This window comes from Sorangium sp. So ce295, assembly GCF_051527405.1.
Lineage (GTDB): Bacteria > Myxococcota_A > Polyangia > Polyangiales > Polyangiaceae > Sorangium > Sorangium cellulosum_B.
This window is the reverse complement of the sequence record NZ_CP150324.1, coordinates 5,269,699-5,292,648: the sequence shown is the minus strand read 5'-3', so window position 1 is coordinate 5,292,648 and position 22,950 is coordinate 5,269,699. Positions and strand designations below refer to the sequence as shown.

The 22,950-nt window shown below is 73.5% G+C and carries 20 protein-coding genes; 12 read left to right on the top strand and 8 right to left on the bottom strand.

The features are described 5' to 3' along the window. Positions 1-104: 104 nt before the first annotated feature. The 3 genes from WMF11_RS19950 to WMF11_RS19940 all read left to right on the top strand — a co-directional run bounded on the left by WMF11_RS19950 (position 105) and on the right by WMF11_RS19940 (position 3,287). The gene (locus WMF11_RS19950; RefSeq protein ID WP_437979326.1) at positions 105-1,034 is read left to right on the top strand and encodes an ATP-binding cassette domain-containing protein; all 930 of its coding nucleotides are present in this window, start codon (positions 105-107) and stop codon (positions 1,032-1,034) included. Continuing rightward, positions 1,031-2,116: an ABC transporter permease gene (locus tag WMF11_RS19945; protein WP_437978593.1), complete on the top strand. Its 1,086-nt coding sequence runs from the start codon at positions 1,031-1,033 to the stop codon at positions 2,114-2,116. The genes WMF11_RS19950 and WMF11_RS19945 overlap by 4 nt, the downstream gene beginning before the upstream one ends. Positions 2,117-2,195: 79 nt before the next feature. Next, on the top strand, positions 2,196-3,287 hold the full coding sequence (locus WMF11_RS19940) for an ABC transporter permease (protein ID WP_437978592.1): 1,092 nt from the start codon (positions 2,196-2,198) through the stop codon (positions 3,285-3,287). Here the strand turns inward: WMF11_RS19940 and WMF11_RS19935 are convergent. Further along, positions 3,272-4,465 (bottom strand): DNRLRE domain-containing protein, encoded by a 1,194-nt coding sequence (locus tag WMF11_RS19935; RefSeq protein ID WP_437978591.1) that lies wholly within the window; start codon positions 4,463-4,465, stop codon positions 3,272-3,274. The two genes, WMF11_RS19940 and WMF11_RS19935, sit on opposite strands and share 16 nt — an antisense overlap. A gap of 798 nt (positions 4,466-5,263) precedes the next feature. Between WMF11_RS19935 and WMF11_RS19930 the strand changes: the two genes are divergently transcribed. Beyond that, the gene (locus WMF11_RS19930; protein WP_437978590.1) at positions 5,264-5,404 is read left to right on the top strand and encodes a hypothetical protein; all 141 of its coding nucleotides are present in this window, start codon (positions 5,264-5,266) and stop codon (positions 5,402-5,404) included. Positions 5,405-5,759: 355 nt separating this feature from the next. On the opposite strand, the gene WMF11_RS19925 is transcribed toward WMF11_RS19930, so the two are convergent. After that, positions 5,760-6,200, bottom strand: a complete 441-nt coding sequence (locus WMF11_RS19925) for a tetratricopeptide repeat protein (RefSeq protein WP_437978589.1) — start codon at positions 6,198-6,200, stop codon at positions 5,760-5,762. A 107-nt stretch (positions 6,201-6,307) separates the two neighbouring features. On the opposite strand from WMF11_RS19925, the gene WMF11_RS19920 reads away from it, so the two are divergent. The 3 genes from WMF11_RS19920 (at position 6,308) to WMF11_RS19910 (ending at position 12,687) form a co-directional block, all read left to right on the top strand. After that, entirely contained in the window at positions 6,308-7,696 is a 1,389-nt protein-coding gene (locus tag WMF11_RS19920; protein WP_437978588.1) for a hypothetical protein, read from the top strand. A 279-nt stretch (positions 7,697-7,975) separates the two neighbouring features. Beyond that, the gene (locus WMF11_RS19915) at positions 7,976-11,713 is read left to right on the top strand and encodes a serine/threonine-protein kinase (protein ID WP_437978587.1); all 3,738 of its coding nucleotides are present in this window, start codon (positions 7,976-7,978) and stop codon (positions 11,711-11,713) included. 68 nt (positions 11,714-11,781) lie between these two features. Continuing rightward, positions 11,782-12,687 (top strand): SDR family oxidoreductase, encoded by a 906-nt coding sequence (locus tag WMF11_RS19910; RefSeq protein ID WP_437909968.1) that lies wholly within the window; start codon positions 11,782-11,784, stop codon positions 12,685-12,687. Positions 12,688-12,691: 4 nt separating this feature from the next. Here the strand turns inward: WMF11_RS19910 and WMF11_RS19905 are convergent, their stop codons facing one another. The 4 genes from WMF11_RS19905 to WMF11_RS19890 form a co-directional block, all read right to left on the bottom strand. Continuing rightward, on the bottom strand, positions 12,692-14,134 hold the full coding sequence (locus tag WMF11_RS19905; protein ID WP_437978586.1) for a TfuA-like protein: 1,443 nt from the start codon (positions 14,132-14,134) through the stop codon (positions 12,692-12,694). Beyond that, complete coding sequence (locus WMF11_RS19900; RefSeq protein ID WP_437978585.1) at positions 14,131-15,423, bottom strand: YcaO-like family protein; 1,293 nt, start codon at positions 15,421-15,423, stop codon at positions 14,131-14,133. Before WMF11_RS19900 ends, WMF11_RS19905 begins: the two co-directional genes overlap by 4 nt. Next, on the bottom strand, positions 15,420-15,935 hold the full coding sequence (locus WMF11_RS19895) for a hypothetical protein (RefSeq protein ID WP_437909964.1): 516 nt from the start codon (positions 15,933-15,935) through the stop codon (positions 15,420-15,422). Before WMF11_RS19895 ends, WMF11_RS19900 begins: the two co-directional genes overlap by 4 nt. Before the next feature lie 172 nt (positions 15,936-16,107). Further along, positions 16,108-16,329 carry a hypothetical protein gene (locus WMF11_RS19890; RefSeq protein ID WP_012236178.1) on the bottom strand — a complete coding sequence of 74 codons (222 nt, stop codon included), beginning with the start codon at positions 16,327-16,329 and terminating at the stop codon, positions 16,108-16,110. A 132-nt stretch (positions 16,330-16,461) separates the two neighbouring features. On the opposite strand from WMF11_RS19890, the gene WMF11_RS19885 reads away from it, so the two are divergent. The 3 genes from WMF11_RS19885 to gnd all read left to right on the top strand — a co-directional run bounded on the left by WMF11_RS19885 (position 16,462) and on the right by gnd (position 18,757). Continuing rightward, positions 16,462-16,611, top strand: a complete 150-nt coding sequence (locus tag WMF11_RS19885) for a hypothetical protein (protein ID WP_437553814.1) — start codon at positions 16,462-16,464, stop codon at positions 16,609-16,611. Continuing rightward, the gene (locus tag WMF11_RS19880; protein ID WP_437978584.1) at positions 16,611-17,639 is read left to right on the top strand and encodes an STAS domain-containing protein; all 1,029 of its coding nucleotides are present in this window, start codon (positions 16,611-16,613) and stop codon (positions 17,637-17,639) included. Before WMF11_RS19885 ends, WMF11_RS19880 begins: the two co-directional genes overlap by 1 nt. Positions 17,640-17,761: 122 nt before the next feature. Then, positions 17,762-18,757, top strand: a complete 996-nt coding sequence (gnd, locus tag WMF11_RS19875) for a phosphogluconate dehydrogenase (NAD(+)-dependent, decarboxylating) (protein WP_437553810.1) — start codon at positions 17,762-17,764, stop codon at positions 18,755-18,757. 148 nt (positions 18,758-18,905) lie between these two features. Here the strand turns inward: gnd and WMF11_RS19870 are convergent, their stop codons facing one another. Further along, positions 18,906-20,786 (bottom strand): inositol monophosphatase family protein, encoded by a 1,881-nt coding sequence (locus WMF11_RS19870; protein WP_437978583.1) that lies wholly within the window; start codon positions 20,784-20,786, stop codon positions 18,906-18,908. 29 nt (positions 20,787-20,815) lie between these two features. Then, positions 20,816-21,133: a LysR family transcriptional regulator gene (locus WMF11_RS19865; RefSeq protein WP_437978582.1), complete on the bottom strand. Its 318-nt coding sequence runs from the start codon at positions 21,131-21,133 to the stop codon at positions 20,816-20,818. A gap of 103 nt (positions 21,134-21,236) precedes the next feature. Between WMF11_RS19865 and map the strand changes: the two genes are divergently transcribed. Together map and WMF11_RS19855 are read left to right on the top strand one after the other, a co-directional pair. After that, a complete protein-coding gene (map, locus tag WMF11_RS19860) occupies positions 21,237-21,986 on the top strand; it encodes a type I methionyl aminopeptidase (RefSeq protein WP_437553801.1) in 750 nt (249 codons plus the stop codon). A 71-nt stretch (positions 21,987-22,057) separates the two neighbouring features. Next, positions 22,058-22,921, top strand: a complete 864-nt coding sequence (locus WMF11_RS19855) for a Uma2 family endonuclease (RefSeq protein WP_437909959.1) — start codon at positions 22,058-22,060, stop codon at positions 22,919-22,921. The last annotated feature ends 29 nt before the right edge of the window (positions 22,922-22,950 follow it).

Genomic DNA, 22,950 nt, shown 5'->3' with positions numbered 1-22,950 from the left:
ACGGCAAGGCGATCGTCCTCGTGTCGCACAAGCTCTCGGACGTCGAGGCGCTCTGCGATCGCGTGACGGTGCTGCGGCACGGCAAGGTGGCGGGAGAGGCGGAGATGCCGGCCGGGGCCGATCGCCTCGTCGCGCTGATGTTCGGCGAGGCGCGTGCGCCTCAGGAGCGATCCCCTGAGGAAGGCGCGGCGCTCGCGCCCCTGGAGCGCCTGCCCGAGCCGAGCGGCGGCGCGGAGCCGGATGGCGGCGCGGCGCTCGCCCTCGAGGGCGTGGCGTTCGGCGATCACCGGCTCGACGTGCGCATCGCCCACCTGGCCGTCCGCCGCGGCGAGGTGATCGGGCTCGCGGGCCTCGAGGGGAGCGGCCAGCGCCTCCTGCTGCGCGCGTGCGCGGGGCTGCTCCGGGCGCGGCGGGGACGCGTCGTCGTGGGCGGGGCCGACCTGACCGGCCGCCCCTACCCGGCCTTCCTGCGCGCCGGCGTGGGCTACCTGCCCGCGGATCGCCGTCGCGAGGGCCTCATCGCGGGCCTCTCCATCGAGGAGCACGTCGCGCTGCGCGCGCCGCGGCCCGGGCTCTTCCTGCGCCCGCGGGAGATCCGGCGCGCCGCCGAGCGGGCGATCGAGGCGCTCCGGATCCGGGGCCGGCCCGACACGCCCGTCGAGCGGCTCTCCGGCGGCAACCAGCAGCGCACCCAGCTCGCGCTCCTCCCCGCGGGCCTCGCGCTGCTCCTCCTGGAGCAGCCGACCCGGGGGCTCGACATCGCGTCGGCGCGCTGGGTCTGGGAGCAGCTCCTCGCGCGGTGCCATGCCGGCGCGGCGCTCCTGTTCGCGTCGTCCGATCTCGACGAGCTGATGCGCTACAGCGATCGAATCCTCGTGTTCAGCGGCGGGCGCGTCTCGCCGCCCGTCGGCGTCGCCGACCTCACGCTGGACCGGCTCGGGCGGATGATCGGCGGCGAGCTCGACGGCGCCGCCCTGCCCTCGGCGCCTTGTGCACCTGCGCCGCCCCCGGCGCCTGCGGGGTCCGACCGATGAGCGCCGAACCGAGCGCCCCGTCCGAGCCCGCCGCGCGCCGCGCGCCGCGCCGCGGGGCCGTAGCCCTCCTCCTTCGCCTCGCGCCGCTCGCCCTGGCGTTCGCGCTCGTGGCGGGCCTCTGCGCGCTCCTCGGCGCCTCGCCGGCGGCGGTGGCCGCGGGCCTGTGGCAGGGCGCGTTCGGCTCCACGGATCGCGCCGCGCGGGTGCTTGTCACGCTGGCGCCGCTGCTCCTCTGCGGGAGCGGCCTGCTCTTCACGTTTCGCGCCGGGCTCTACCACCTCGGCGTCGAGGGGCAGCTCGTCCTGGGCGCCGTCTGCGCCACGGGCGCGGCGCGCGCCCTGTGGCCGCACCTCCCGGCGGGCGCCGTGGTCGCTCTCTGCGTCGGCGCGGGCGCGATCGGCGGGGTGCTCTGGGGCGCCCTCACGGGCGCGCTGCACACGCGGGTCCGGGTGAGCGAGATCTTCGCGGGCCTCGGCATGAACTTCGTGGCCCAGGGGCTGGTCCTGTACCTCGTCTTCGGCCCGTGGAAGCGCCCTGGCGTCGCGTCCATGGCCGGCACCGAGCCGCTCGACGGCGCGCTCCGGCTCTCCACGCTGGGCGGCACCGATCTCAGCCCCGCAGCGCTCCTGCTCGGGGTCCTCTCGCTCCTCGGGACGGCGGTCGTGCTCGGGCGGACCCACCTCGGGCTCCGGCTGCGGGCGGTGGGGCTGAGCCCGCCGGCCGCGGAGGTGCTCGGCGTGCTCGCGGCGCGGCAGGTGCTCCTCGCGTTCGCGGTCTCCGGCGCGCTCGCCGGCGTCGCCGGCGCGCTGCAGGTGCTCGGCACGTTCCACCGGCTCATCCCGAGCATCTCGAGCAACCTCGGCTTCCTCTCGCTGCTCGTGGTGATGCTCGCCGGGCGGCGCGCCGCGCTCGTCGCGCCGATCGCCCTGTTCTTCAGCGCGCTCAACGTCGGCAGCCTGGAGCTCCCGATGACCCTCGGGCTGGAGTCCTCGCTGTCGGGCGTGCTCCAGGGCGCGCTCGTCCTGTTCGCGCTCCTCTCCCCCCGGGCGGCGCGCGGCGGCGGCCGGCCGGAGGTGGCGTGATGGCACGAGGCCCGAAGAGGACGAGGCCGATGGGGGCAGGCCTGATGGAAGGACGCCTCGGATGGAAGGAGCAGCCCTCATGAGCGACGGCGGCGCCGAGCTCCTCTCGCTGCTCGCGACCGCGCTCGCGGCGTCGACGCCGCTCGTCTACGCGGCGGTCGGCGAGACGCTGACCGAGCGGGCCGGGGTCATCAACCTCTCGGCCGAGGGAGCGATGATGCTCTCGGCGATGGTCGGCTTCGCGGCCGCGCTGTCGACCGGGAGCGTCCTCGCCGGCTTCGCCGCCGCTGCCGCGACCGGGGCGCTCGTCGCGCTCGTCGTGGCGATCGGCGGGATCTACCTCGGCCGCTCCCAGATCGCGGTCGGCTTCGTCCTGGCGATGCTCTGCGCGGATCTCTCGTCGGTGCTCGGCGGCCCGTACGTGCGCGTCCCCGGGCCGACGGTGCCGGCGGCGTCGATCCCGGTGCTGCGGGACGTGCCGCTCGTGGGGCCGCTGCTGTTCCGGAGCGATCCCCTGGTGTATGGCAGCTACGTCCTCGTCGCCTGCGCGTGGCTCTTCCTGTATCGCACGCGCGCGGGGCTCCTCCTCCGCGCGGTGGGCGAGCAGCCGGCGGCGGCGCACGCGCGCGGGGCGCATGTGACGCGGGTGCGCACGGCGGCGACGCTCGTGGGCGGGGCGCTCGTGGGCATCGCCGGCGCGGCGTACTCGCTCGATTTCAAGGCGGGATGGAGCCACCGCCACACGGCGGGTTACGGCTGGATCGCGCTGGCGATCGTGATCTTCGGCGGCTTCCACCCGGTGCGGGCGGCGCTCGGCGCGTACCTCTTCGGCGTGCTCTCGTCGGCGGCGAGCCTCGGCCAGAGCGCTCTGCCATCGGTGCCGACGCAGGTCTTCAGCGTGGCGCCGTTCGCGCTGATGATCGCGGTCCTCGGGCTCACCTCGAGCGGGCTCCTGGAGCGCGCCTCCGCGCTGCTGCCGAGGGCCGCGCGCCGCCCGCTCCTGCGCGCGTTCGACGCGACGCCTCCCGCCGCGCTCGGGCAGCCCTACCCGGCGGACGACGGGGCGGAGGAGCGGCCGCGCGGGGTGGATCAGAGCGCCGAGGAGCAGTCGTGTGGTCTGGAGGATGGGGCGGAGGGGCGGCCGCGCGGAATGGATCAGCGGGCGAGATAACAGACCTCGAGCCAGGGGCGGTCGCTCTGGAAGGGGTGATCGCTCGAGCGGTACGACGTGCGCCCCTTCGGCCCTTCCTCGACGAGGAAGCCGTAGTTCGGTGTCGTGCCGTCGACCCACGCCTGGACGAGCCCGGTCAGATCGGCGCTCATGGCATAGGGGCTGACATAGGTGAGCTCCGCCGCGGTGGTTTTGTCGTAGCCCGCGGCGAAGCTCTGCCAGGTCACGGTGTCTTCGCCCCACGGCGCGGTGATCCGGTGAGCGCGGACGGTCTGGTCGCTCGATCCGAAGGCGACGACGCCGAACTCTGCCGACGTGACGGTGGCCCCGGCGGGGATGCCGTCGAGCCCGAACCGGTAGAGCGCCTGCTTGCGCGCGCCGTTGGAGTCGCCCGAGTAGTTGTAAGGGATGTGGCCGTCGCTGTAGCGGGGGAAGGCCTCCCAGATATCGGCGTCCTCGACCGCGCCGAAGGCGCCTCGCTGCAGGGTGACGCACACGTCTTTGCATGCGTCCCCGAGGCCGTCAGCATCGCTGTCGAGCTGGTCTGGATTCGCGGCGGCGGGGCAATTGTCGCAGGCGTCGCCGATCCCGTCGAGATCGCTGTCGGTCTGGTCCCAGTTGGCGACGCTCGCGCAATTGTCGGTCGCATCACAGAACGTATCGCCGTCGCCATCGCCGAGCGGACACGGATCGCAGGCGTCGCCGATCCCGTCTCCGTCCGCGTCGGCCTGGTCCGGGTTGTCGTGGTTGGCGCAGTTGTCGCAGGCCGCGCCCAGGCCCGGCGCGATGTCGTCGCCGTCGTCGCTCGAGAGCGACGACAGCCCGAGCTCGTAGCCGTCGCAGACGTCGCGATCCGCGCAGGGGATGGGGCCGGAGACCGCATCGTACAGGCAGAGGAGCGAGGCGCCTTCGGTCGCCTCGACGTACACGCGGGCGAAGCCGACGGCCATCGACCCGCCGCCGACGACATCGACCTGGAGGTCATTGCACGCCGCGGGATTGTAGAGGGCGAGGACGTCGGGCTCGGTGAACGTCCTCTGGAGCGTCTCTGAATTGCAATCGCAGCCGTTGGTGCTCGCGACCGTGTCGAGGTGGACCCCATTCAGGTACAGCGAGAACGCGCCGGCGCCGCAATCGGCGTGGTTGACGGTGAAGGTGATCGCTGTCGGTGCCCCCAACGCCGTCCCGGGGATCCCTGCGAGCACGAGAAGAGAGAGGCATGCGCTAGCAGCGCTCGTATGGAAGTATCGCATGATTCTTCTTATATTCTTAGTTTGGACAACATACAATGACCCTGAGAGGTTTTTGGTTCGCTGGTGTGCGCGCGCGTGCATGTGTCGCGTGTAACGTGTTGCGTGTCGCGCAGTGAACAGCGGGGTACACGACGCGCAGTGAACAGCGGGATACGCGCCATGGGGTGAACGGCGGGATACGCGCTGTGGCGTGAACAGCGGGGTACACGACGCGCAGTGAACAACGGGGTACACGCCGCGCAGTGAACAGCGGGATACGCGCCGTGGGGTGAACGGCGGGGTACGCGACGCGGGTTACGCATCGGGCGGTCAACTCGTCGGGGGCGGGCGGCCGGGCAGCGCCTCGACACCATCGCCGTCCGCGTTCGTGGTGACGCCGGTGGTGATGATGCCGGTTTCGAGGGACGTTTCGGGCGTTCAGGCGGCTTGCCGCATTGTCGATTTCTTACGGCGCTCCGCGGCGAGCGGCGGGCGCGTGGGTACGGCCGGGACGCTGGCGCGCAACCGGCGGCTGGGATATAGCGTTACGATCGGGCAAACATCGGCGTTCGCTGCGATTTGGCCAGGACGAGAGGCAGGCAGGAGAAGGACCTTCTCCGCCGTTGATCTGGTGCAGCTCCCAAAGCTGAACGCGCCGTCCGCCCAGGCGCTGGCCACGAACGAGGTGACCGCCGCGAGGGCCTTGCTGGGGAGGAGACCGCGGTCAGGAAAATTCGCCGAGGTGTGATCGAGGCGCTGCAGACCTACGCGGTCCGCGTGTCGGGCATGATCAGCAAACGGGATCCGCGGAAGACGGAGATCGTGCGGCGGCTGCTCGTGCCCCATCGAGACCTGGAGGCCGGCGCGGAGCTCGACGCGCCGTAGGGCCAGGAGGGCGGGCGATGTCCGGGTCGATCGGGGATGGTCCGGACCAGGCGGGCGCGACCTGCGGCTCGGTCGAGCCCGCGTCCGCGCGCTGGAGCAGGTAGGAGGCGCGCAGCGGCTCGGTCGACAGCGGCACCTCGCGCCGCACTTCGAAGCGGCGTCGGCCCCGCTGGACGAGCCGAGCCGCGAACAGCGCGTGCCAGGCCGTCCGGGTCGAGCCCATGGGGCGTCTCTAACGGACTGGGCAAGCGGGGCCAACTATCCGCGCCGCCAGCGCGCCGGAAGCTTCGCAAGCGAGGAGTCCCCGCTGGTGCGCTCGATCCCGGAGGACCGGACCGTGCGGCGTCGCGAGAGCTCAGGAGCGGAAGTCTTGGTCCAAACGGGCGATCAGGTCGTTCCGATCGATGCTTTGCCATGCGGTGCGCGCGGCCTCGACGTGCCGGCGTCGGATGGCAGAGTCGGGCGCGATGGTCGCCAGACGATGATGGGTCCGGCCGATCGAGCAGGGCTCCGGTATGCGCTGGTACAGCGCGAGGGCTTCCTCGTAGCGAGCACGGGCTGTGCTGGCAGCGCTGTGGGCTTGCGCGATCTCTCCAAGGCGCTTGATGCAGTCGGCTTCGCCGCGTACAGACCCCACCTGCCGGTAGAGAGGCAGCGCCTCCTGGTATCGCGCCCTCGCCTCATCGTGCTGCGAACGGCTCAGCGCGATGTCTCCAAGACTCTTGATGCAGCTGGCTTCGCCGTGCACAGACCCCACCTGCCGGTAGAGCCCCGTCGGCGTCCGCTCCGGCGTCATCGCAGCCCGGCTCAGCCCCGGTCGCCGCCCCGCCGCCCGCGCGCATCGCCGACACCACCGTCGCGCTGCACGTCGTCGCGGAGGACGTCCGAGAGGTCGCCGAGATCGTGCCGTGGAATCAGCTGCCGTCCGACGTTCCCCGCCCGTTCTATCTGCACCCGCTGCGCGATCGCGTGCTCGTCACGCTCAAAGGCACCTCGATCTACGCGCTCGCGGACGGCAAGCTGACGGAGGAAGACGGCATTCCGCCGTATAGCCTGCGCCTCGGCGCCTCCACGTCCGAGCTGCCTTTCATGGCCTCGGACGTCGATATCGTGTCCATCGTGGGCCGGTGGCCCTCCGACGTGTGGATCCGCGTGGACGGGTTGTTCTCGGACGGCGCGCGCCTGAACAACTTCGCCAGCCCGCTCTACCGGAAGCAGGGCGACCGGTTCGTCGAGTCGCCGCTCCCCGTCGCGGCCACGGCCTGGACGCAGGGCCGCACGCTCGTGCTGTCGGGCGACCAGTTCTCGCTCGCCCAGCCCGGCGGGGCAGATCTGCCGCGGCGGGCCGCGGGAGCGAAGTGCCCCGTCCGCGTCCGGGCCGAGGCGATGGCGGCCCTGCCGGACGGCGAGGTGCTCGTGGTCGGCCGCGATTGCGACCAGAGCGACCGGCTCGCGGTCGAGCGCTGGGCGCCCGGTCGCGCCGACTCCGCGGTGATCCCCCTGCCCACCTGGGACGGCAAGCTGCTCCACGCCATGGTGCTCGCCACCGAGCGCGATCGCTACGTCGTCGCGCGCTTCGAGGCGGCGAGCGCCCTCGCGCGCATCGACGTGGCGGAGGCCGGGGCGACCGCCGTGCCGCTCTCGCTCCCCTCGAGCAAGCCGGTCACGGACGCCTCGCTCGCCGCCGATGGTTCGCTCTGGATCCTGCTCGGTGAAGGCGATGGGGTGGAGCTGTTCCGCTGGAACAAGGAGGGGGTCTATACGCGCGCGACGTTCCCCAAAGGCCAGGGGCTCTCCTCCACCGGGATGGCCGCCGCGAGCGCCGACGTGGTGTACCTCGCGGGATCGACGTCCAACGTGCGCTCCGTGATCCTGTCGTCTCGTCCGGGGAAGCTCTCCTTTCCCTCGGATGCGCCGGGCGCGGCAGGCCCCGACGCGGGCGCCCCGGCGGCGCAGGACGCCGGGGCCGCGAGCGCGCCGCCGGCCGCGCTCTCCTCGATCTGCGCGTCGCCGTTCGTGATCCTCTTCGCCGTGAGCAAGTCAGCGCCCCCGGACTACGACTATCCCGCGACCCGCGACGCGCTCTCGGGGTGGGCCGACGGCTCGAAATACCGCTTCATCGAGTACAGCCATCGCGGCCAGCGCATGCTGGGCGCGAGCGCGCCGGACGCGGCCCGCGCCGAGGCGCTCGCGGCGAGACTGCGGGAGCGCGTCAAGGGGGCGTCGCCCGCCGTCGCCTGCTTCAGCCCCGCAGAGGTCCTCCGCGAGGTGAGGCTGGCGAGCGCGCCGTGAACGGGTGGCGAACGCCGCTCGAGCAGCGCACCGCCCGGTCAACCACTCTCCCGCATCAGCCCGGCCAGCCGCCGTTCGATCGACAGCGAGTCGAGCAGCTCCTGCAGCATCTCATCGCGGCCTTCGAGCTCCTTCACATCCCGCATCGCGGCCGCCTTCGGCCTCACCCGCCGCGCGCTCACGCCTAGCGACACTGGACGGCCCTCGTGTACCATCGCGCCAGACGGCACCCGAGGCGGATCCACGACATGTCCGACGTGTCTCATCGGACCTGATCCCATGGTCGACCCAAAGCAGCAGCCACCGTCGCTCGGCGGGGACGAGGAGACGGCGAGCCGTACGCCGCCGCCGCCCAGGCTGCAGGACACCGCGCCCGCGACAGGCCACGCCGGTGCGCCCGGGGAGGAGCACCGTCAGGGTACCACCGGCGCCGCGAGCGATCAGAGCACCGTCCGCCGCGTGCGCATCGCGGTCGCCGCCGAGACGCGCTCGCCCGCCTCGGCGGACGAAGCGACCCGCTTCGCAGGCCACGCCCCGCCGAGCTCCAGGGCCGCGCCGAGCACGCAGTTTGGCCCTTACCGGCTGCTCGGGAAGCTCGGGCAAGGAGGGATGGGCGTCGTCTACCGCGGCAAGCACGCAGAGACGGGCCAGACGGCGGCGATCAAGACCATCTTCAGCGCGAGCGAGCTCACCATCGCGAGCATCCGGCGCGAGATCTACGCGCTGGGCCGCCTCCGCCACCCCGGCATCGTGCGGATCGTGGACCAGGGCGTCTCGGAGGGGCTGCCCTGGTACGCCATGGAGCTCCTCGAAGGCCGTACCCTCCAGACCTGCATCCAGGAGATCTGGCACGAGGTGCGATCCGCCGAGACGGCGCCGGTGAGCGCGCCCGCTTCGCAGCCCGCGAGCGCCGCCCCGCGCTCGCTGGCGCCGCGCGACGCGATCCGCCCCCTGCTCACGCTGCTCCGCCGGCTCTGCGCGCCCCTCGCGTACCTCCACGGCCAGGGGCTCGTGCACCGCGATCTCAAGCCGGCCAACGTCTTCCTGCGCGACGGCGACCTGCCCGTGCTCGTGGATCTCGGCATCGCGGGGAGCTTCGGCGGCGCAGAGGGCCGCGAGGAGCTCGCGGTCGACCGGGAGGTCATGGGGACGCTCGCGTACATGGCGCCCGAGCAGATCCTGGGCAAGCTGACCGACGCGCGCTCCGATCTCTACGCGCTCGGCTGCATCCTCTACCAGTGCCTCACCGGCACCACGCCGTTCCCTGGGATCCCCGACTCGGAGCTCGGCCGGTACCACCTCAAGGCCGCGCCGCAGCCGCCCTCCAGCCTCGCGCCCCATGTCCCGCCGGAGCTCGACGCGCTCATCCTCCGGCTGCTCGCGAAGGAGCCACGCGACCGCCTGGGCTACGCGGAAGACGTGGCGCGCGCGCTCGAGGCGCTCGGCGCCGACCCGCACGATCCGGTGCCGCTGCCCCGGCCATCGCCGTACCTGTACCGGCCCCAGCTGACCGGTCGCGACGCGACGCTGCGCCGTCTGGGGCGGGAGGTCGACGCGCTCGTCGACCGCCGGCGCGGAGGCAAGGTGCTCGTGGGCGGCGAGAGCGGCGCCGGCAAGACGCGCCTCATCATGGAGGTCGCGCGCGACGCCAAGGCGCGCGGCGCCGCGGTCATGACCGGGCGCTGCGTGGCGATCGGCGCCGACGACGGCGCCGTCAAGGCCGCGCCGCTGCACCTGTTCCGGTCGTGCCTGATCGAGGCCGCCGATCGCTGCCGCGCCCTCGGGACAGCGGAGACCGAGCGCATCTTCGGCGAGCGCGGCAAGGCGCTCGAGCCCTACGAGGCGTCCCTGGCCGACCTCCCCTACGCCAAGCAGCGCCCGCCGCTGCCGCCGCTGCCCGCGCAGGCCGCGCGCGCGCGGCTCTTCCGGTGCATGCGCGAGGTCCTGTTCGCCATGGCCGAGGCCGCGCCGCTCCTCCTCCTGCTCGACGATCTGCAGTGGGCCGACGAGCTGTCGCTCGACCTCCTGGCCGAGCTGTCCGCCGGCTCCCTGAAGGCCGCGGGCGTGCTCGTCCTCGGCGCCTACAGGATGGACGAGCTGCGCCCCGAGCTCGACGCGATCGCGCGTGCCCCGGAGGTCGTCAGCGTGGAGCTCGGCCGGCTCTCTCAGACGAGCGCCGGCGCCATGGCCCGCGAGATGCTAGCGCTGCCCGAGTCGCCCAGGCACTTCGACGAGGTGCTGTTCCGGCACTCGGCCGGCAATCCCTTCTTCATCGCCGAGTACCTGCACATGGCGATCGACGCGGGGCTCCTCGCCCGCGACGCGACGGGCGCGTGGCAGACGGAGGCGCTCGAGCAGGCGATGGCGATGCCGATGCCGCGCTCGCTGGAGAGCCTGATCCGGCGGCGCCTGCTCGCCTTGCACCCGGCCAGCGCGGAGCTCGCGCAGATCGCCGCGGTGCTCGGCCGCGAGCTCGACGGCGCGCTGCTCCTCGGCACGGCCGGCATCGGCGAGGAGGCGTGGATGGAGGCGCTCCGGGAGCTCCGCGTGCGCCAGATCTTCGAGGAGGCCGGCGAGGGGCGGCTCCGCTTCGTTCACGACAAGATCCGGGAGATTGCCTACAAGCAGATCCCGGAGGGGCGCCTGCGCGAGCTGCACCGGCGCGCCGCCGAGCGGATCGAGGCGACCCTCTCCGAGGGCGCCGCCGACCGCGCCCCGGTGCTCGCGCACCACTTCTCGAGGGCCGGGGTGCACGACAAGGCCATCGCCCACCTGACAGAGGCCGGCGATCGCGCGCGCTCCGTCTACGCGAACAGCGACGCGATCGCGCTCTACCGCGCGGCGATCGCCGAGGTAAGCCGGCGCGCGGAGGCGCCGGGAGCGCCGGCCGTGGACGACGACGCGCGGCGCGCGACCCTCGAGGAGCGGATCGGCGACGTGCTCGCCATCACGGGCAAGCAGGACGACGCGCGGCGGGCCTACGTCGAGGCGCTCTCGCGGCTCGACCAGGCCGCGCGGGTGGACCGAGCCCGGCTGCACCGCAAGCGCGGCAAGACCTGGGCGACGCACCTCCAGCACGGGCAGGCGCTCGCCGCCTACGCCGAGGCCGACGCGAGCCTCGGCCCCGACGAGCCCACCGCGAGCCGCTCCGAGGCGTGGTGGCACGAGTGGATGCAGGCGAAGATCGACCGGCTCGAGGTCTACTACTTCATGGGCCAGCTCGACGCGCTGAGGGCGCAGGTGGAGGCGATCCAGCCGATGGTCGAGCGGTACGCGGGGCCCGTCCGGCAGGCGCAGTTCTTCTACGGCCTCATGCTGATGCAGATCCGCAGCGAGCGGTACCAGGCCTCGGAGCTCGCGGTGCGGCACGTCCGCTCGTACATCGCGGCCAGCGAGGCCACGGGCGATCCGCAGCTCATCGCGTCCGCGCACTTCTCGGGCGGCTTCGTCAACCTTTGGCACGGCGCGCTCGACACCGCCGAGGCGTACCTCGTGAGCTCGCTGAGCGCCGCAGAGCGGATGGGCAACGTGATCGTGCAGTCGCGCGCGCTCACCTACAGGACGATGATCCGCCGGCTGCGCCGCCAGCGCGCGGAGGTGCGGTCCATGGCGCTGCGGAGCCTGGAGGTCGCCGCTCTGGGGCACATGCGCGACTACATGGGGGCCGCCGAGGCCCACCTGGCCTGGTGCGCGTGGTCCGAGGGCGAGCCGGAGGAGGAGATCGTGCGCCGCGCCGGGGCCGCCCTGCACTCCTGGACGGAGCTGGCGACGCCGTTCCCGTTCGAGTGGACAGCGCGCCTCGTGCTCCTCGCGGTGCACCTCGAGCGCGATCGCCTCGCCGCGGCCGTGGAGCAGGCCGAGGCGCTCCACGACGTGAAGCAGCACCGCTTCCCGGGCGCGCTCGATGAGCGGCTCGATCGGGTCGTCGCCGTGGCCCGCGGCGGCGGGCCGCCCGAGCTGAGCCGGGCTGTCCTCGAGGCGCTCGTCGCCTCCGCCCGGGAGCACGGTTACCTCTGACGCAGCGAGCGCGCCCGCTGACCCTCCGTTCGGCCTATGCTGCGGGCCTGCGAGCGAGAGGAGGAGCGATGATCCTGATCGTCGGGGCAACAGGGGTTCTGGGTGCAGAAGTCTGCCGGCGTCTCCGCGAGGCCGGGCGCCCGGTGCGAGGTCTCTACCGGGAGGGATCGGACCCGGCGAAGGTGGCCCGGCTTCGGGAGATGGGGGTCGAGCTCGTGCGCGGCGATCTGAAGGACCGCACGTCGCTCGATCGGGCGTGCCAGGGGGTCAGGGTCGTGATCGAGACGGCCAGCTCGACGCTGTCGCGGCAAGAAGGCGACTCGATCGAGAGCGTGGACCGGGACGGCTCGCTCGCGCTGGTCGCCGCGGCGAAGGCGGCGTCCGTCGAGCACTTCATCTACATCTCGTTCCCGGAGATCGCCGACGAGTTCCCCCTGCAGGACGCGAAGCGCGCGGTGGAACGGGAGCTCCGGGCGAGCGGCCTGCCCTTCACGATCCTGCAGCCCACCTACTTCATGGAGATCTGGCTGAGCCCGGCGCTCGGGTTCGACGTGGAGGCGGCCAAGGCGCGCATCTACGGCAGCGGAGACGGCCCGATCAGCTGGATCGCGCTCGGCGACGTGGCCGACGCGGCGATCGCCTGCATCGACAACCCGCGGGCGCTGGGCCGCTCCCTCGAGCTGGGTGGCCCGGAGGCGCTCAGCCACAACCAGGTGATCGCGGTGTTCGAGGAGCTGACCGGCCGCGCCTTCTCCGTCGAGCGCGTCGGCGAGGCCGATCTGCGGGAGCGCCGCGCCGCGGCGCGGGACCCGAAGCGCGGCGTGGACTCGCTGGCGCAGTCGTTCGACGCGCTGATGCTCCACTGCGTGGAGGGCAAGGTCATCGACATGGGCCCGGTCCTGTCGGCGCTGCCCATCGCGCTGACGCCGCTCCGCGCGTACGCCGCGCGGTCGCTCGGGCGCCCGCGCGCGTGAGCGGTCAGCCGTCGGCCGTCGGCCTTTCGCCGCGCCGCCGGTGCTCGTACTCGCGGGCGAGGACGAGGAGCAGCTCGTCCTGATCGTCGAGCCCCAGCGCGGCCGCGTAACCGTCGAGGTAGGCCGGGAGCGGGCGGCGGGCGATATCGGTGAAATACCACTCCAGCAGCGCTTGCCGCGTCAGGCCGAGGTCCTCGAGCGCGGGCGCCTCGACGCCCGCCGCGGAGAGGACCTCCTGCTTGTGAAGGGCCCGCGCGGCGAGCTCGCCGTAGCGGCCCGTCATGCGCAGGTGGTCGACCAGGAGCCGCTCCACCTCGATCCCGAACACGGCCTGCGCCCACCGGAGGCGCGCCTCCCGCTGGACGAGCAGCGTGAGGCCCTCGACGTCGAGCGCCTGCTCCGTGAGCCAGGCGAGCGTGCTCTCCGGCGTGAGCAGCCCCCGCTCCCGCCGGACCTGCGCGAGGATCTCCTCGAAGAGCTCGACGGGGACCTCGACCCCGTGGCGCCGCGCCTCGCTCAGGGCGAGCGCCCGCGCGAGGGCCCCCTGGACGGCGTTCGTATAGGAGAGCGGCCCTTCCAGCCGGAGCTCGTCGAGGAGCAGCTCCGGCTGCAGCCCGCCCTGCGCGCGCCGCGATCGCGCTGCGGCCGGCTCGGCGCCCGGGCGCGGGCCCGGCGCGTCCCCGGCGCGGGCGCCCTGCGTGGCGGCCACGCTGCCACGGCCGGCGCGCCGGCACGCCTGGTCCCAGACGTCGGTATAGGCGAAGTGGAACGTCACCCTCAGCGGGCCGGGGTCGCGCGCGCGCAGCGCCGCGATGGCCTCCAGCATCGCGACGGCGTCGCGCCGCTTCTGATCCACGCGCCCGTCCGGCAAGAAGCGCCGGAGGGCGTCGAGCTCCTCGGGGCTCGCGCCGACCGCGGCGCCCTCCGCGAGCAGCCGCGCGAAGCTCCGCTGCGCGTAGAACGTACGCTTGGCCAGCGAGATGAGCCCCGCGGCGGTCTCCTCCCGGAGGATCGACGCCGCGACCGCGGCGGCGAGCGTGGCGCGGATGTTCACCATCGCGTCGGAGAGCGGCCGGAAGCCGTCCTCGGCGGCGGCGTGGGCGATCGCGACCTCGTCGTCGTCGGTCAGCGCCCCGCTCTGGAACGCCTCGAACACGGCGCCGACGCCGGTCATGCCGAACGGGTGGAGCTCGGCGGCCCGCAGCGCGCCCATGCTGGCGCTGCCGAAGACGTGGACGCCGTGCGCCATGGCCCAGAGGATCTCCTTGTGCCAGACCGAGGGCAGGCGCTCGAAGTAGCCATCGACGATCCCGATGGCCCACGGCTTCTCGAGCGTGGCCCGGTACACGTCGCCCTGCGCGACCGGCGGCAGGAACACGGCGCCGTCGAGCAGCGCTGCGCCGTCCGCGGCCGAGAGCGTGGGGCCCGTGAAGACGATGACGCTCACGCGGCGGCCCCGCTCCTCGCCGCGGCCGCCGCGCGTGCGGCCGCGCGCGCCCGGGCCCGGGGCCCCGGGACGAAGCCGGGGACGTCGTCGATCGACTCCAGGCCCGGGATGATCACCCGGACGACGGAGATGCCGAGCCCGGGCTTGCTCACATCGACGACGACGACGCGCTCGACGCCCGCGCGCCGGAGGCACGCGAGCTCCGCGGCGATGTCGTCGTCGAACGTCTCGCCCTCGATCGACGGGACGTCGTGGAAGCCGCGGAGCGGGCCGCGGACGTCGGCGATCTGCTCGCGGGCGCGCTGGATGGCGTCGGCGTGGCGTGCCCGTTCGAAGCGATTGCGGTCGCCGTCGTCGCGGGAGCCGGCGATGAACGTGAGCCGGCTCTGCGCGGCCTCGGTGAGCGCCCGGAGCAGCGCGACGCTCCGGCTCGGGTGACAGCCCATCCCCTCGGTCGCGTAGAGGCGGCGGAACGGATCGGGCGCGCGATCGACGATCAGGCAGAGGAACGCGGGGAGGCCGACGTCGCTCGTGGTCTCCCAGACGCCCACGGCGACGCCGGCGGCCTCATAGAGGTCGAGGACGTGGCGGCACCCGGGGTCGTCGATCGTGGCGAGATCGAGCCGGGAGCCAGGGATCTCGGCCTCGCCGCCGGCGCGGAAGAGCGTGGTCGCGTCGCGCTCGACGACCTCGCAGATGCCGTGGCTCACGGCCTCGAGCAGGTGATTGCCCGAGGCGAGGCCGTTCGAGCTCATCACGAACGAGCCGCTGCCCGCCGGCAGCGGCAGGGTGTAGTTCGTGTGCACCATTTCATAAGGGACCCACACGGCCTCGTCGCGGAGGAGATCGCGCCCCTCGATCCAGAGCACCCGGTGGTGCTCGCGGGCGGCGCCGACCGAGAGGCGCGGCAGCGCGGAGACGTCGACGACGGCAGCGGCGCGCGCGAGATCCCGGTGGCTCGCGAGCCGGAGCGGCAGGTCGACGTGCTCGGCGTGGTAGGACTCGATCGACTCCATGAGGCCCGAGGCCCGCGCCGCGTCGAGCGTGAGCCCCTTGCCCTGGGAGACCGCGAGCGAGGCTGCGTTGGGCCGGCAGACCATGACGACGGGCAGGCCGATGACATCGAGGCCGGTGACGTCGGCCACCCGGGTGATGCCGAACGCGGACAGGTGCGGCGCGACGCGCGCGATGGTCTCGGCGGGCGGGACGAGCCGGTGCGTGCCCTCCCGGAACCCCTTGGCGGCGCGGGCCGCGGCCCGCTCCGACGAGGGGCCCGCTGCCGCGCTCACTTGCCCTTGTCGCCCGAGACGAGGTGCTCGATGGCCGCCTGCGCGTCCTTGACGCTCTGCTCCGCGGCATGGAGCGTCTGCTTGGCCGCGATCAGGGCTTCGCCCGGCTCGCCAAGCTCGCGCGCCAGGGCGGCCGCCGTGGCGTGGGTGGCCGCCTGGTCGGCCCACTCGGAGGCCGCCAGGAGGTCCTGCATGGGGTCCGGCCCCTCCTGTTTCCACGTCGCTGGCTCGAACGGCGTCACGCGGCGCAGGCTCGCCAGGTTGACCAGGTAGCAGGCCTGGTTGCCCGGCCGGGGCCGGATCCAGCCCAGCGCGACGCCCTGCTTGAGGAGCTCCATCGCCCGGTCGTAACAGTGCCCGCAGTTCTCCGCGGTCAGCTCGTTCTCGGGCCGGATGTAGTCCTCCCGGCGCAGGTAGTAGAGCTTGCCGTTGTCCGCCGCGAGGATGACGTCCTCGTACTTGTGATCGCCTCGCGGCGCCTTGGGACAGCGCTCACCATGTTGGTCGGCCATGTGGACTCCTGTTCGACAGCGCGTCTGGACCCGAGAAACCGGCCCGTGCATATCACGCTGGCGCGGCGGCATTCAACGTCCTGGGGTCCTGCGGCGGGTCTGTGCGCTCGCGCGGGGCCGGGGCGTGGCGAGCAGGCCCGGCGGTTCGGCCGCGGGCCGGGAGGGCGAAGGATCAGCTGATCCCCATGGGGGCGCCGCCTTCGGCGACGAACCGATCGGCGATGTCGACGAGGAGCGCGTCCGTGGCGGGCTTGCTCTTCACGGTGACCTGCGTCTCGTCGGGAAGGAGCACGAACGAACCGACCACCTTGCCGTCGAGCCGCACCTCGTGGCTGCCGCCGGGCGGAGCGGGCGCGACCTCGTAGACCTTGCCGTCACGTGCCTTGATCTTCATGCCCTAGCGGTAGCATGCAGCGACCGCGCGCGGGGTGCGAGCCCAGCTCGCCGCCTCGGGCAAGAGGCCCTCCACCGCGGGCGGATTGCGCGGTAGGATGCGGCTGCGCGCTGAGCGCGAGGAGTGTTCACCGTGCCGAGATTCGATCTGGTCCCGAGCCCGTTGCTCGCGTCGACGACGGCGCGGGAGCGACCCGGGGAGAGCGTCATGACAGCGGCCTCCGCGCGCGCCATCGAACCACGGACCTACGCCGCGGGCCGCCCGCTCGACGCCGATCGCTGATGCTGACGCCAGAGCCTGGCCAGCCCCTCGAAGCCGGCGGCGGCGGATGGATCGTCCTCGGCGTCCTGAACGAGATCCTCCTCAAGCTCGCCAACCAGCCGGACCTGCGGTCGCTGTGGGAAGAGGTCTGCGCGAGCGCGCGCTGGATCGTCCCGTCCCAGCGTCTCTGCGTCGTGCTCGCCAACGACGGCGGCGGCGCCAGGATCGCGGCCAGGTACGAGCGCGGCACCTTCCTGTACGGGGCGCCCGAGGGCGGCGGCGTCGTCGTGGACGCCTGGATGGTCGCGGCGCTGGAGGCGCAGCGCCCCGCCTGGTTCAGGGGGCCGTGGGACGAGGCGCGCGAGTCGGATCGCGCGCGCGCGTGGCTCCTCGCGGACGACCCCGACGTCGTCTTCCATGTGCCGATCCAGGTCTACAAGAAGACCATCGGCACGATGCTCTTCGCCCTGGAAGACCAGCGCCAGATCGACCGGAAGGCGCTGGCGAGCGCGACCACGTACGCGCTGTACGTCGGGGCCACGTACACGACGCTCAAGAACTCGCTCGACCTCGCCGCCGCGAGCGCGCAGCTGCGCGAGCAGAACGACGAGCTCGAGCGGGTCCAGATCGAGCTGCGCCTGCAGCTCGACCGGGTCCGCGCGGCGCACGAGGCGATGCTCGAGATGTCGACGCCGATCATCCAGGTGTGGGACGGCGTGCTCACGCTGCCCGTGATCGGCACGATCGACAGCGCGAGGGCGGCCCGCATGATGGAAGAGGTGCTCGACGCGGTCGTCCGGCACGGCGCCCGCTTCATGATCGTGGACCTCACCGGCGCGCAGGCGACGGACGCCTCGACCATCGATCACCTGCTGCGGATCTTCGCGGCGACGAGGCTGCTCGGCAGCCGGTGCATCGTCTCCGGCGTCCCGACGGCGATGGTCGGGCGCATCCTGGAGTCCGGCGGCAGCCTCGACGGGATCCCGGTGTTCAGCACGCTGAAGAGCGCGCTCGAGCACGCGGTGGGCGCGATCCGGCAGCAGGCATAGCCGGCGTGCCGGTAGCCGCCGCAGCAGGAGGAGCGCCCGGACCGGAGCGGCGTCGACCGCGCGCCGCGCGCCGCGCGCCGCCCGCTGTGATACGCCCGCGATCCCAGACAGGAGCGTGACGGATGAAGCTCGCGATGATCGGACTCGGCAGGATGGGCGCCAACATGGCGCGCCGGCTCATGCGCGGCGGCCACGAGGTCGTCGCGTTCGATCTGAACCAGGACAGCGTGAAGCGGCTCGGCGAGGAGGGCGCGGCGACGGCCTCCTCCCTGGGCGACGCGGTGGCGCAGCTCGCGTCGCCGCGCGTGGTCTGGGTCATGCTCCCCGCGGGCGCGCCGACCGAGCGGGTCGTCGAGGAGCTCGGCGAGCTGCTCGGCGCCGGCGACGTGATCATCGACGGGGGCAACACCTACTTCAAGGACGACGTCCGCCGCGCCAGGGCGCTCGCCCCGAAGGGCATCCGCTACGTCGACGTGGGCACGAGCGGCGGCGTGTGGGGGATCGAGCGCGGCTACTGCCTCATGGTGGGCGGCGCCCCCGAGGCGTTCGCCCTGGTGCAGCCGATCCTGCGCACGCTCGCGCCGGGGCCGGGGGACATCCCGCGCACGCCGGGCAGGCAGGAGGCCCAGGGCGGCGCGCAGAGCACGTCGGAGGAGGGCTACCTGCACTGCGGCCCGGTCGGCGCCGGGCACTTCGTGAAGATGGTCCACAACGGCATCGAGTACGGCCTGATGCAGGCCTACGCGGAGGGGTTCGACATCCTCAAGAACGCGGCGGGCGAGCGCCTGCCCGAGGAGCACCGGTACGCGCTCGACCTCGGCGAGATCGCCGAGGTGTGGCGTCGAGGCAGCGTGGTGGGGTCGTGGCTGCTCGACCTCACCGCGATCGCCCTCGCCGAGAGCCCGGAGCTCGCCGGGTACAGCGGCTTCGTGCAGGACTCCGGCGAGGGCCGCTGGACCGTGATGGCGGCGATCGAGGAGGCCGTCCCCGCAGAGGTGCTGTCCTCGGCGCTCTACGCGCGCTTCCGCTCACGCCACGATCACACCTTCGCCGAGAAGGTCCTCTCCGCGATGCGGCACAAGTTCGGCGGGCACCTGGAGCGCCCGACAGGCGGCTGAGCGGCGTCCCTGCCTGCCGATCGAGCGAGGCTCCGGGAGCGCTGCCTGCGCGCCCGGCGCGCGGCGCCGCGGGGGAGAACCTCATCCTCTTGAAGAGGCTCACGAACGGGATTCAAATTATTGAATTTATTATGTTTTATCCTCGCGCTCAGAGGATCTCCGACGAGTCGCGTTCGTCGGGCTGCGCGCGCTGGCCGGCAGCGAGGAGCGCCTCGGCGAGGAGCATCGCGTCGACCGGCCAGAGCTCGGGTGGACGCCGGTGCTTCGCCCCTGCCTCGGGGAGCGGGCGGCAGCTGAGCACGAGGCGGCGGAAGCGGTCCGGGACGGCGTCCCGGCCGTGCGCCGCGCCGAGCAGCGCGCCGGCGATCGCGGCGTTCGTGTCGGTGTCGCCGCCGGCCATCACCGTGTCGACGAGGCCCCGCTCGAGCGAGGGCGCGTGGAGGAGCTGGTAGAAGGCGTTCTGCAGGGCGATGAGGACCCAGCCGGCCTGGTGCGAGAAGCTCCGGGGCGGGGCGCCGCGCGCGGCCGTGAGCGCGGCGACGACCGCGCGCTCGCCGCTGCGCTGCGCCTCGTCGAGGGCGGCGGCGCAGGCGCCCTCGACGCCGGCGCCGCCCACCGCCGCGGCGATGGCCGCGACGAACGCGGCGGAGGCGGCGCAGCAGACCGGGTGGGGGTGCGTGAGCGCGCTGTCGTCGCGCGCCCAGGCCGCGGCCTCCCGCGGGCGGCCCGCGCCGAGCACGCCGAGCGGCGCCGCGCGCATCACCGAGCCGTTCGCCTCGCTCGTCAGGCTCGCGGCGGCGCGGGCGCGCTCGCGGCGCGCGCCGGGCAGCGGCGCGCCCGCGGCGGCCCTGAGCGCGGCCGCCGTGGTGTTGCCGATGTCGAACGGGCCGGAGCCGTACCAGTGCACGTAGGCGTCCAGCGCGGCCTCGGCGACGAAGCCGCGCTTGCGGACGATCGAGCGCGCGAGCATGAGCGCCATCTCGGAGTCGTCGGTCGGCTGCCCGGCCAGCGTGCCCCACGTCCCGCCGTCGGCGAGGTCGCGGACGCCGTCCGGGTAGAGCGGCGCGATCACCTCCGCGGTGCGGAACTCGACGAGCGCGCCGAGCGCGTCGCCCGCGAGCTGGCCGAGCAGGCACCCCTGCGCGCGCGCGAGCGTGCCAGCGCCCTCGACGAGCAGGCTGCGCGAGGGGCGCAGGAGCCCGTACGTGCCCTGTGGCGGCGGGATGCGGCCGTGGATGACGGCGTTCCACGGGCGGCGCGCGAGCTCGCGCACGACCGCGGGGGCCCCGCCGAAGAGGCGGCAGACCTCGCCGTCGCCCTGCGCGGTGTACGCGATGGGCGCGCCGTCGTCGTCGACGAGCTCGCCGCCCGCGGCGCGCACGAGCGCGTGCCCGGCGGCGTAGTCCCAGCTGCGGGGCCGGCTGAGCGAGACCGCGGCGACGCCCTCGCCGGCCGCGGCCAGGGCGAGCCGGTAGGCGAGGCTCGGGAGGGCGAGGAACCGCGCGGGGGCGACGCAGCGGGCGTTGCGGGCCGGGAGGTAGTCCGCCGACTGCGAGAGCAGCACGACGGCGTAGCGATCGAGCGCGCCGCCGGCGAGCGACGTCGAGACGGCGGCGCCGTTGCGCCGGATCGGCCCGGCGCCCTCGGCCCAGGCGATGAGATCACCGTCGTCGTCGGGGTAGGCGTACGCGAAGACGACGCCCAGCACCGGGGTGCCCTCGCGGAGGAGGCCGATGGAGACCGAGGCGCCGCGGTAGCCGTGCAGGAAGGACGCGGTGCCGTCGTGCGGATCGACGACCCAGCGGTGCGACGGGTCCACGCCGTCCAGGGCGCCGGTCTCCTCCCCCAGGAACGCGTACGGGGTGGCCCGGGTGAGCGCGTCGCGCAGCAGGAGCTCGACCTCCACGTCGACGTCGGCGCTCGTCCCGGCGCCGCGTGGGCCGCCCGGGCGGTGGAACTCCGCGCGGAGGAGCGCGCCCGCGCGGCGCGCCGCGTCGACGGCCAGCGCGAGCTCAGCGTCGTAGCCCATGCCGTTCCCCTGGTTCCACGCGAGGCACCCTACCCCAGGTCGGCGCGCTGGCGGTGGCCGGCGTCGAGATCGCCCGGGGGAGGCGCGGTGCCGTAGCCGCGCACATCGGCGACGGCCGCGTCGACCTGGGCGACGATGGTGCGGGCGTGGTCGAGGAACGCCGCGCCGGCCGGCAGGAGCCGCATGCCGCGCGCGGTGCGCTCGAACAGCTGCGCGCCGAGCTCGTCCTCCAGGCCGCGGATCTGCCGGCTGAGGGGCGGCTGCGCGATGTGGAGCCGGCGCGCGGCGCGGCCGACGTGGCCCTCCTCGGCGACGGCGATGAAGTAACGGATCTGCGAGAGGCTCACGCGGCCGATTCTAGCCCGAACCCCGCGCGCGGGGAGCCGCGCGCGAGGGCCCGAGATCAAAACGGTATTGGATGGCCGCTCGCTGCCCGCGCATACGCCTCGCATGAACGTGGACATCCTCAGGCCTCACGCGTGGGAGGCGATGCGGCGCGCAGGGCGCGCGGCGGCGGCGACGCTCTCGGCCGTCGGGGCGCGGCTCCAGCCCTTCGTGACGACGGCGGACATCGATCAGTGGGTGCGCGAGGACACGGCGCGGCGCGGCGGCCGCCCGAGTCAGCTCGGCTACAAGGGCTTCCCTGCGGCGGTGTGCACGAGCCGGAACCACGTCGTGTGCCACGGCATCCCGCGGCGCGACGAGGTGCTCCTGCCGGGCGACATCGTGAACGTCGACGTGACCACGGAGCTCGACGGCTACCACGGCGACACCTCCGCGACGTTCTTCATCGGGGAGCCGAGCCCCGAGGCGCTGCACGTGGTGGACGTCGCCAGGCGCTGCCGGGACGCGGGCATCGCGGTCGTGCGCGACGGGGCGCGGCTCGGCGACATCGGCGCGGCGATCGAGGAGATCGCGCGCGCGGAGGGGTGCGGCGTGGTCCGCGAGGTCGGCGGGCACGGCATCGGACGGAGGATGCACCTGCCGCCGCACGTCGCGCACACGGGGGTGCGCGGGTCGGGCATGCGGCTCCGCGCCGGGATGGCCATCACGATCGAGCCGATGGTCAACCTGGGCTCGCACCGCATCCGCACGCTCGACGACGGGTGGACCATGGTCACGGAGGACGGCAGCCTCTCGGCGCAGTTCGAGCACACCGTGCTCGTCACGCGGGGCGGCTGCGAGATCCTGACGCTCTGAGGGCTGCCCAGGGGGCCTGCGCCCGCGCGCTCGCAGGCCGAGGATCCGGGGAAATGCTAGGATGAGGGCCCATGCGACAGGCGCTCGAGCACGGCTACGCGTTCGATCCCGACGATCCGCGCGCCCCCTCCGAGGCGACGTGGGAGCGCATGACCGACGAGGAGCGCGCACGGGTCGTGGACATGCTTCCGTCCGAGTTCGAGCTCGAGCCGCCCGAGGGCGATCCGCACCGCGTGGCGGCGGCGCAGGTGATCGCGACGCTCGACGCGTATTTCCGCCGGAGCGGGCGGAGGATCTACCTGTCCTCGAACCTCGCGGTCTTCTATCCGGACGAGCCGGCCTTCGCGCCGGATCTGCTCGCCGTCCTCGATGTGGAGCCTGGCGAGAGGATGAAATGGGTCGTCGGCGCGGAGGGCAAGGGGCTCGATCTGGTCCTGGAGGTGGCCTATGCGGGCAACCTGACGAAGGATTTCGAGACCAACGTCGAGCGCTATGCCCGGCTCGGCATCTCCGAGTACTTCATCTTCGACCGGCGCCGGCTGAGCCTCCGCGGGTACCGACTCCCGCCGGCCGACGCGGCGCGCAGGACCCGGAGCTACCAGCCCGTCATGCCCCAGGCAGGCCGGTTCGCGTCGCAGGTGCTCGGGCTGGAGCTCGCGGTGGAGGGCTCGAAGCTGCGCTTCTTCAGCGGGACGGCGAAGCTGGAAGAGGCGGATGAGCTGATCGCGCGGCTCGGCGTGATGCTGGACGACGTGCTCGCGCGCAAGGACGATGCGGAGCTGCGCGCAGCGGACGAGGCCAGTCGCGCCGAGGAGGCGGAGCTTCGCGCCGAGGCGGAGGCCAGGCGCGCCGAGGCGGAGGCCAGGCGCGCGTCGGACCTGGAGCGCCAGCTCGCCGAGGCGCTGGCCGAGATCGAGCGCCTCCGCCGCAACTGACCGCGCCCGCGCCGCGCGCGAACGCGGCG

What these genes read in the sequence shown, in the direction of transcription:
- WMF11_RS19925 (WP_437978589.1), bottom strand. Translation starts at nt 6,200, where the DNA reads ATGACGCCGGAGCGGACGCCGACGGGGCTCTACCGGCAGGTGGGGTCT.
- WMF11_RS19945 (WP_437978593.1), top strand. Translation starts at nt 1,031, where the DNA reads ATGAGCGCCGAACCGAGCGCCCCGTCCGAGCCCGCCGCGCGCCGCGCG.
- WMF11_RS19870 (WP_437978583.1), bottom strand. Translation starts at nt 20,786, where the DNA reads ATGGGCTACGACGCTGAGCTCGCGCTGGCCGTCGACGCGGCGCGCCGC.
- map (WP_437553801.1), top strand. Translation starts at nt 21,237, where the DNA reads ATGAACGTGGACATCCTCAGGCCTCACGCGTGGGAGGCGATGCGGCGC.
- WMF11_RS19940 (WP_437978592.1), top strand. Translation starts at nt 2,196, where the DNA reads ATGAGCGACGGCGGCGCCGAGCTCCTCTCGCTGCTCGCGACCGCGCTC.
- WMF11_RS19915 (WP_437978587.1), top strand. Translation starts at nt 7,976, where the DNA reads ATGGTCGACCCAAAGCAGCAGCCACCGTCGCTCGGCGGGGACGAGGAG.
- WMF11_RS19910 (WP_437909968.1), top strand. Translation starts at nt 11,782, where the DNA reads ATGATCCTGATCGTCGGGGCAACAGGGGTTCTGGGTGCAGAAGTCTGC.
- WMF11_RS19890 (WP_012236178.1), bottom strand. Translation starts at nt 16,329, where the DNA reads ATGAAGATCAAGGCACGTGACGGCAAGGTCTACGAGGTCGCGCCCGCT.
- gnd (WP_437553810.1), top strand. Translation starts at nt 17,762, where the DNA reads ATGAAGCTCGCGATGATCGGACTCGGCAGGATGGGCGCCAACATGGCG.
- WMF11_RS19880 (WP_437978584.1), top strand. Translation starts at nt 16,611, where the DNA reads ATGCTGACGCCAGAGCCTGGCCAGCCCCTCGAAGCCGGCGGCGGCGGA.
- WMF11_RS19855 (WP_437909959.1), top strand. Translation starts at nt 22,058, where the DNA reads ATGCGACAGGCGCTCGAGCACGGCTACGCGTTCGATCCCGACGATCCG.
- WMF11_RS19895 (WP_437909964.1), bottom strand. Translation starts at nt 15,935, where the DNA reads ATGGCCGACCAACATGGTGAGCGCTGTCCCAAGGCGCCGCGAGGCGAT.
- WMF11_RS19950 (WP_437979326.1), top strand. Translation starts at nt 105, where the DNA reads ATGCCGGCCGGGGCCGATCGCCTCGTCGCGCTGATGTTCGGCGAGGCG.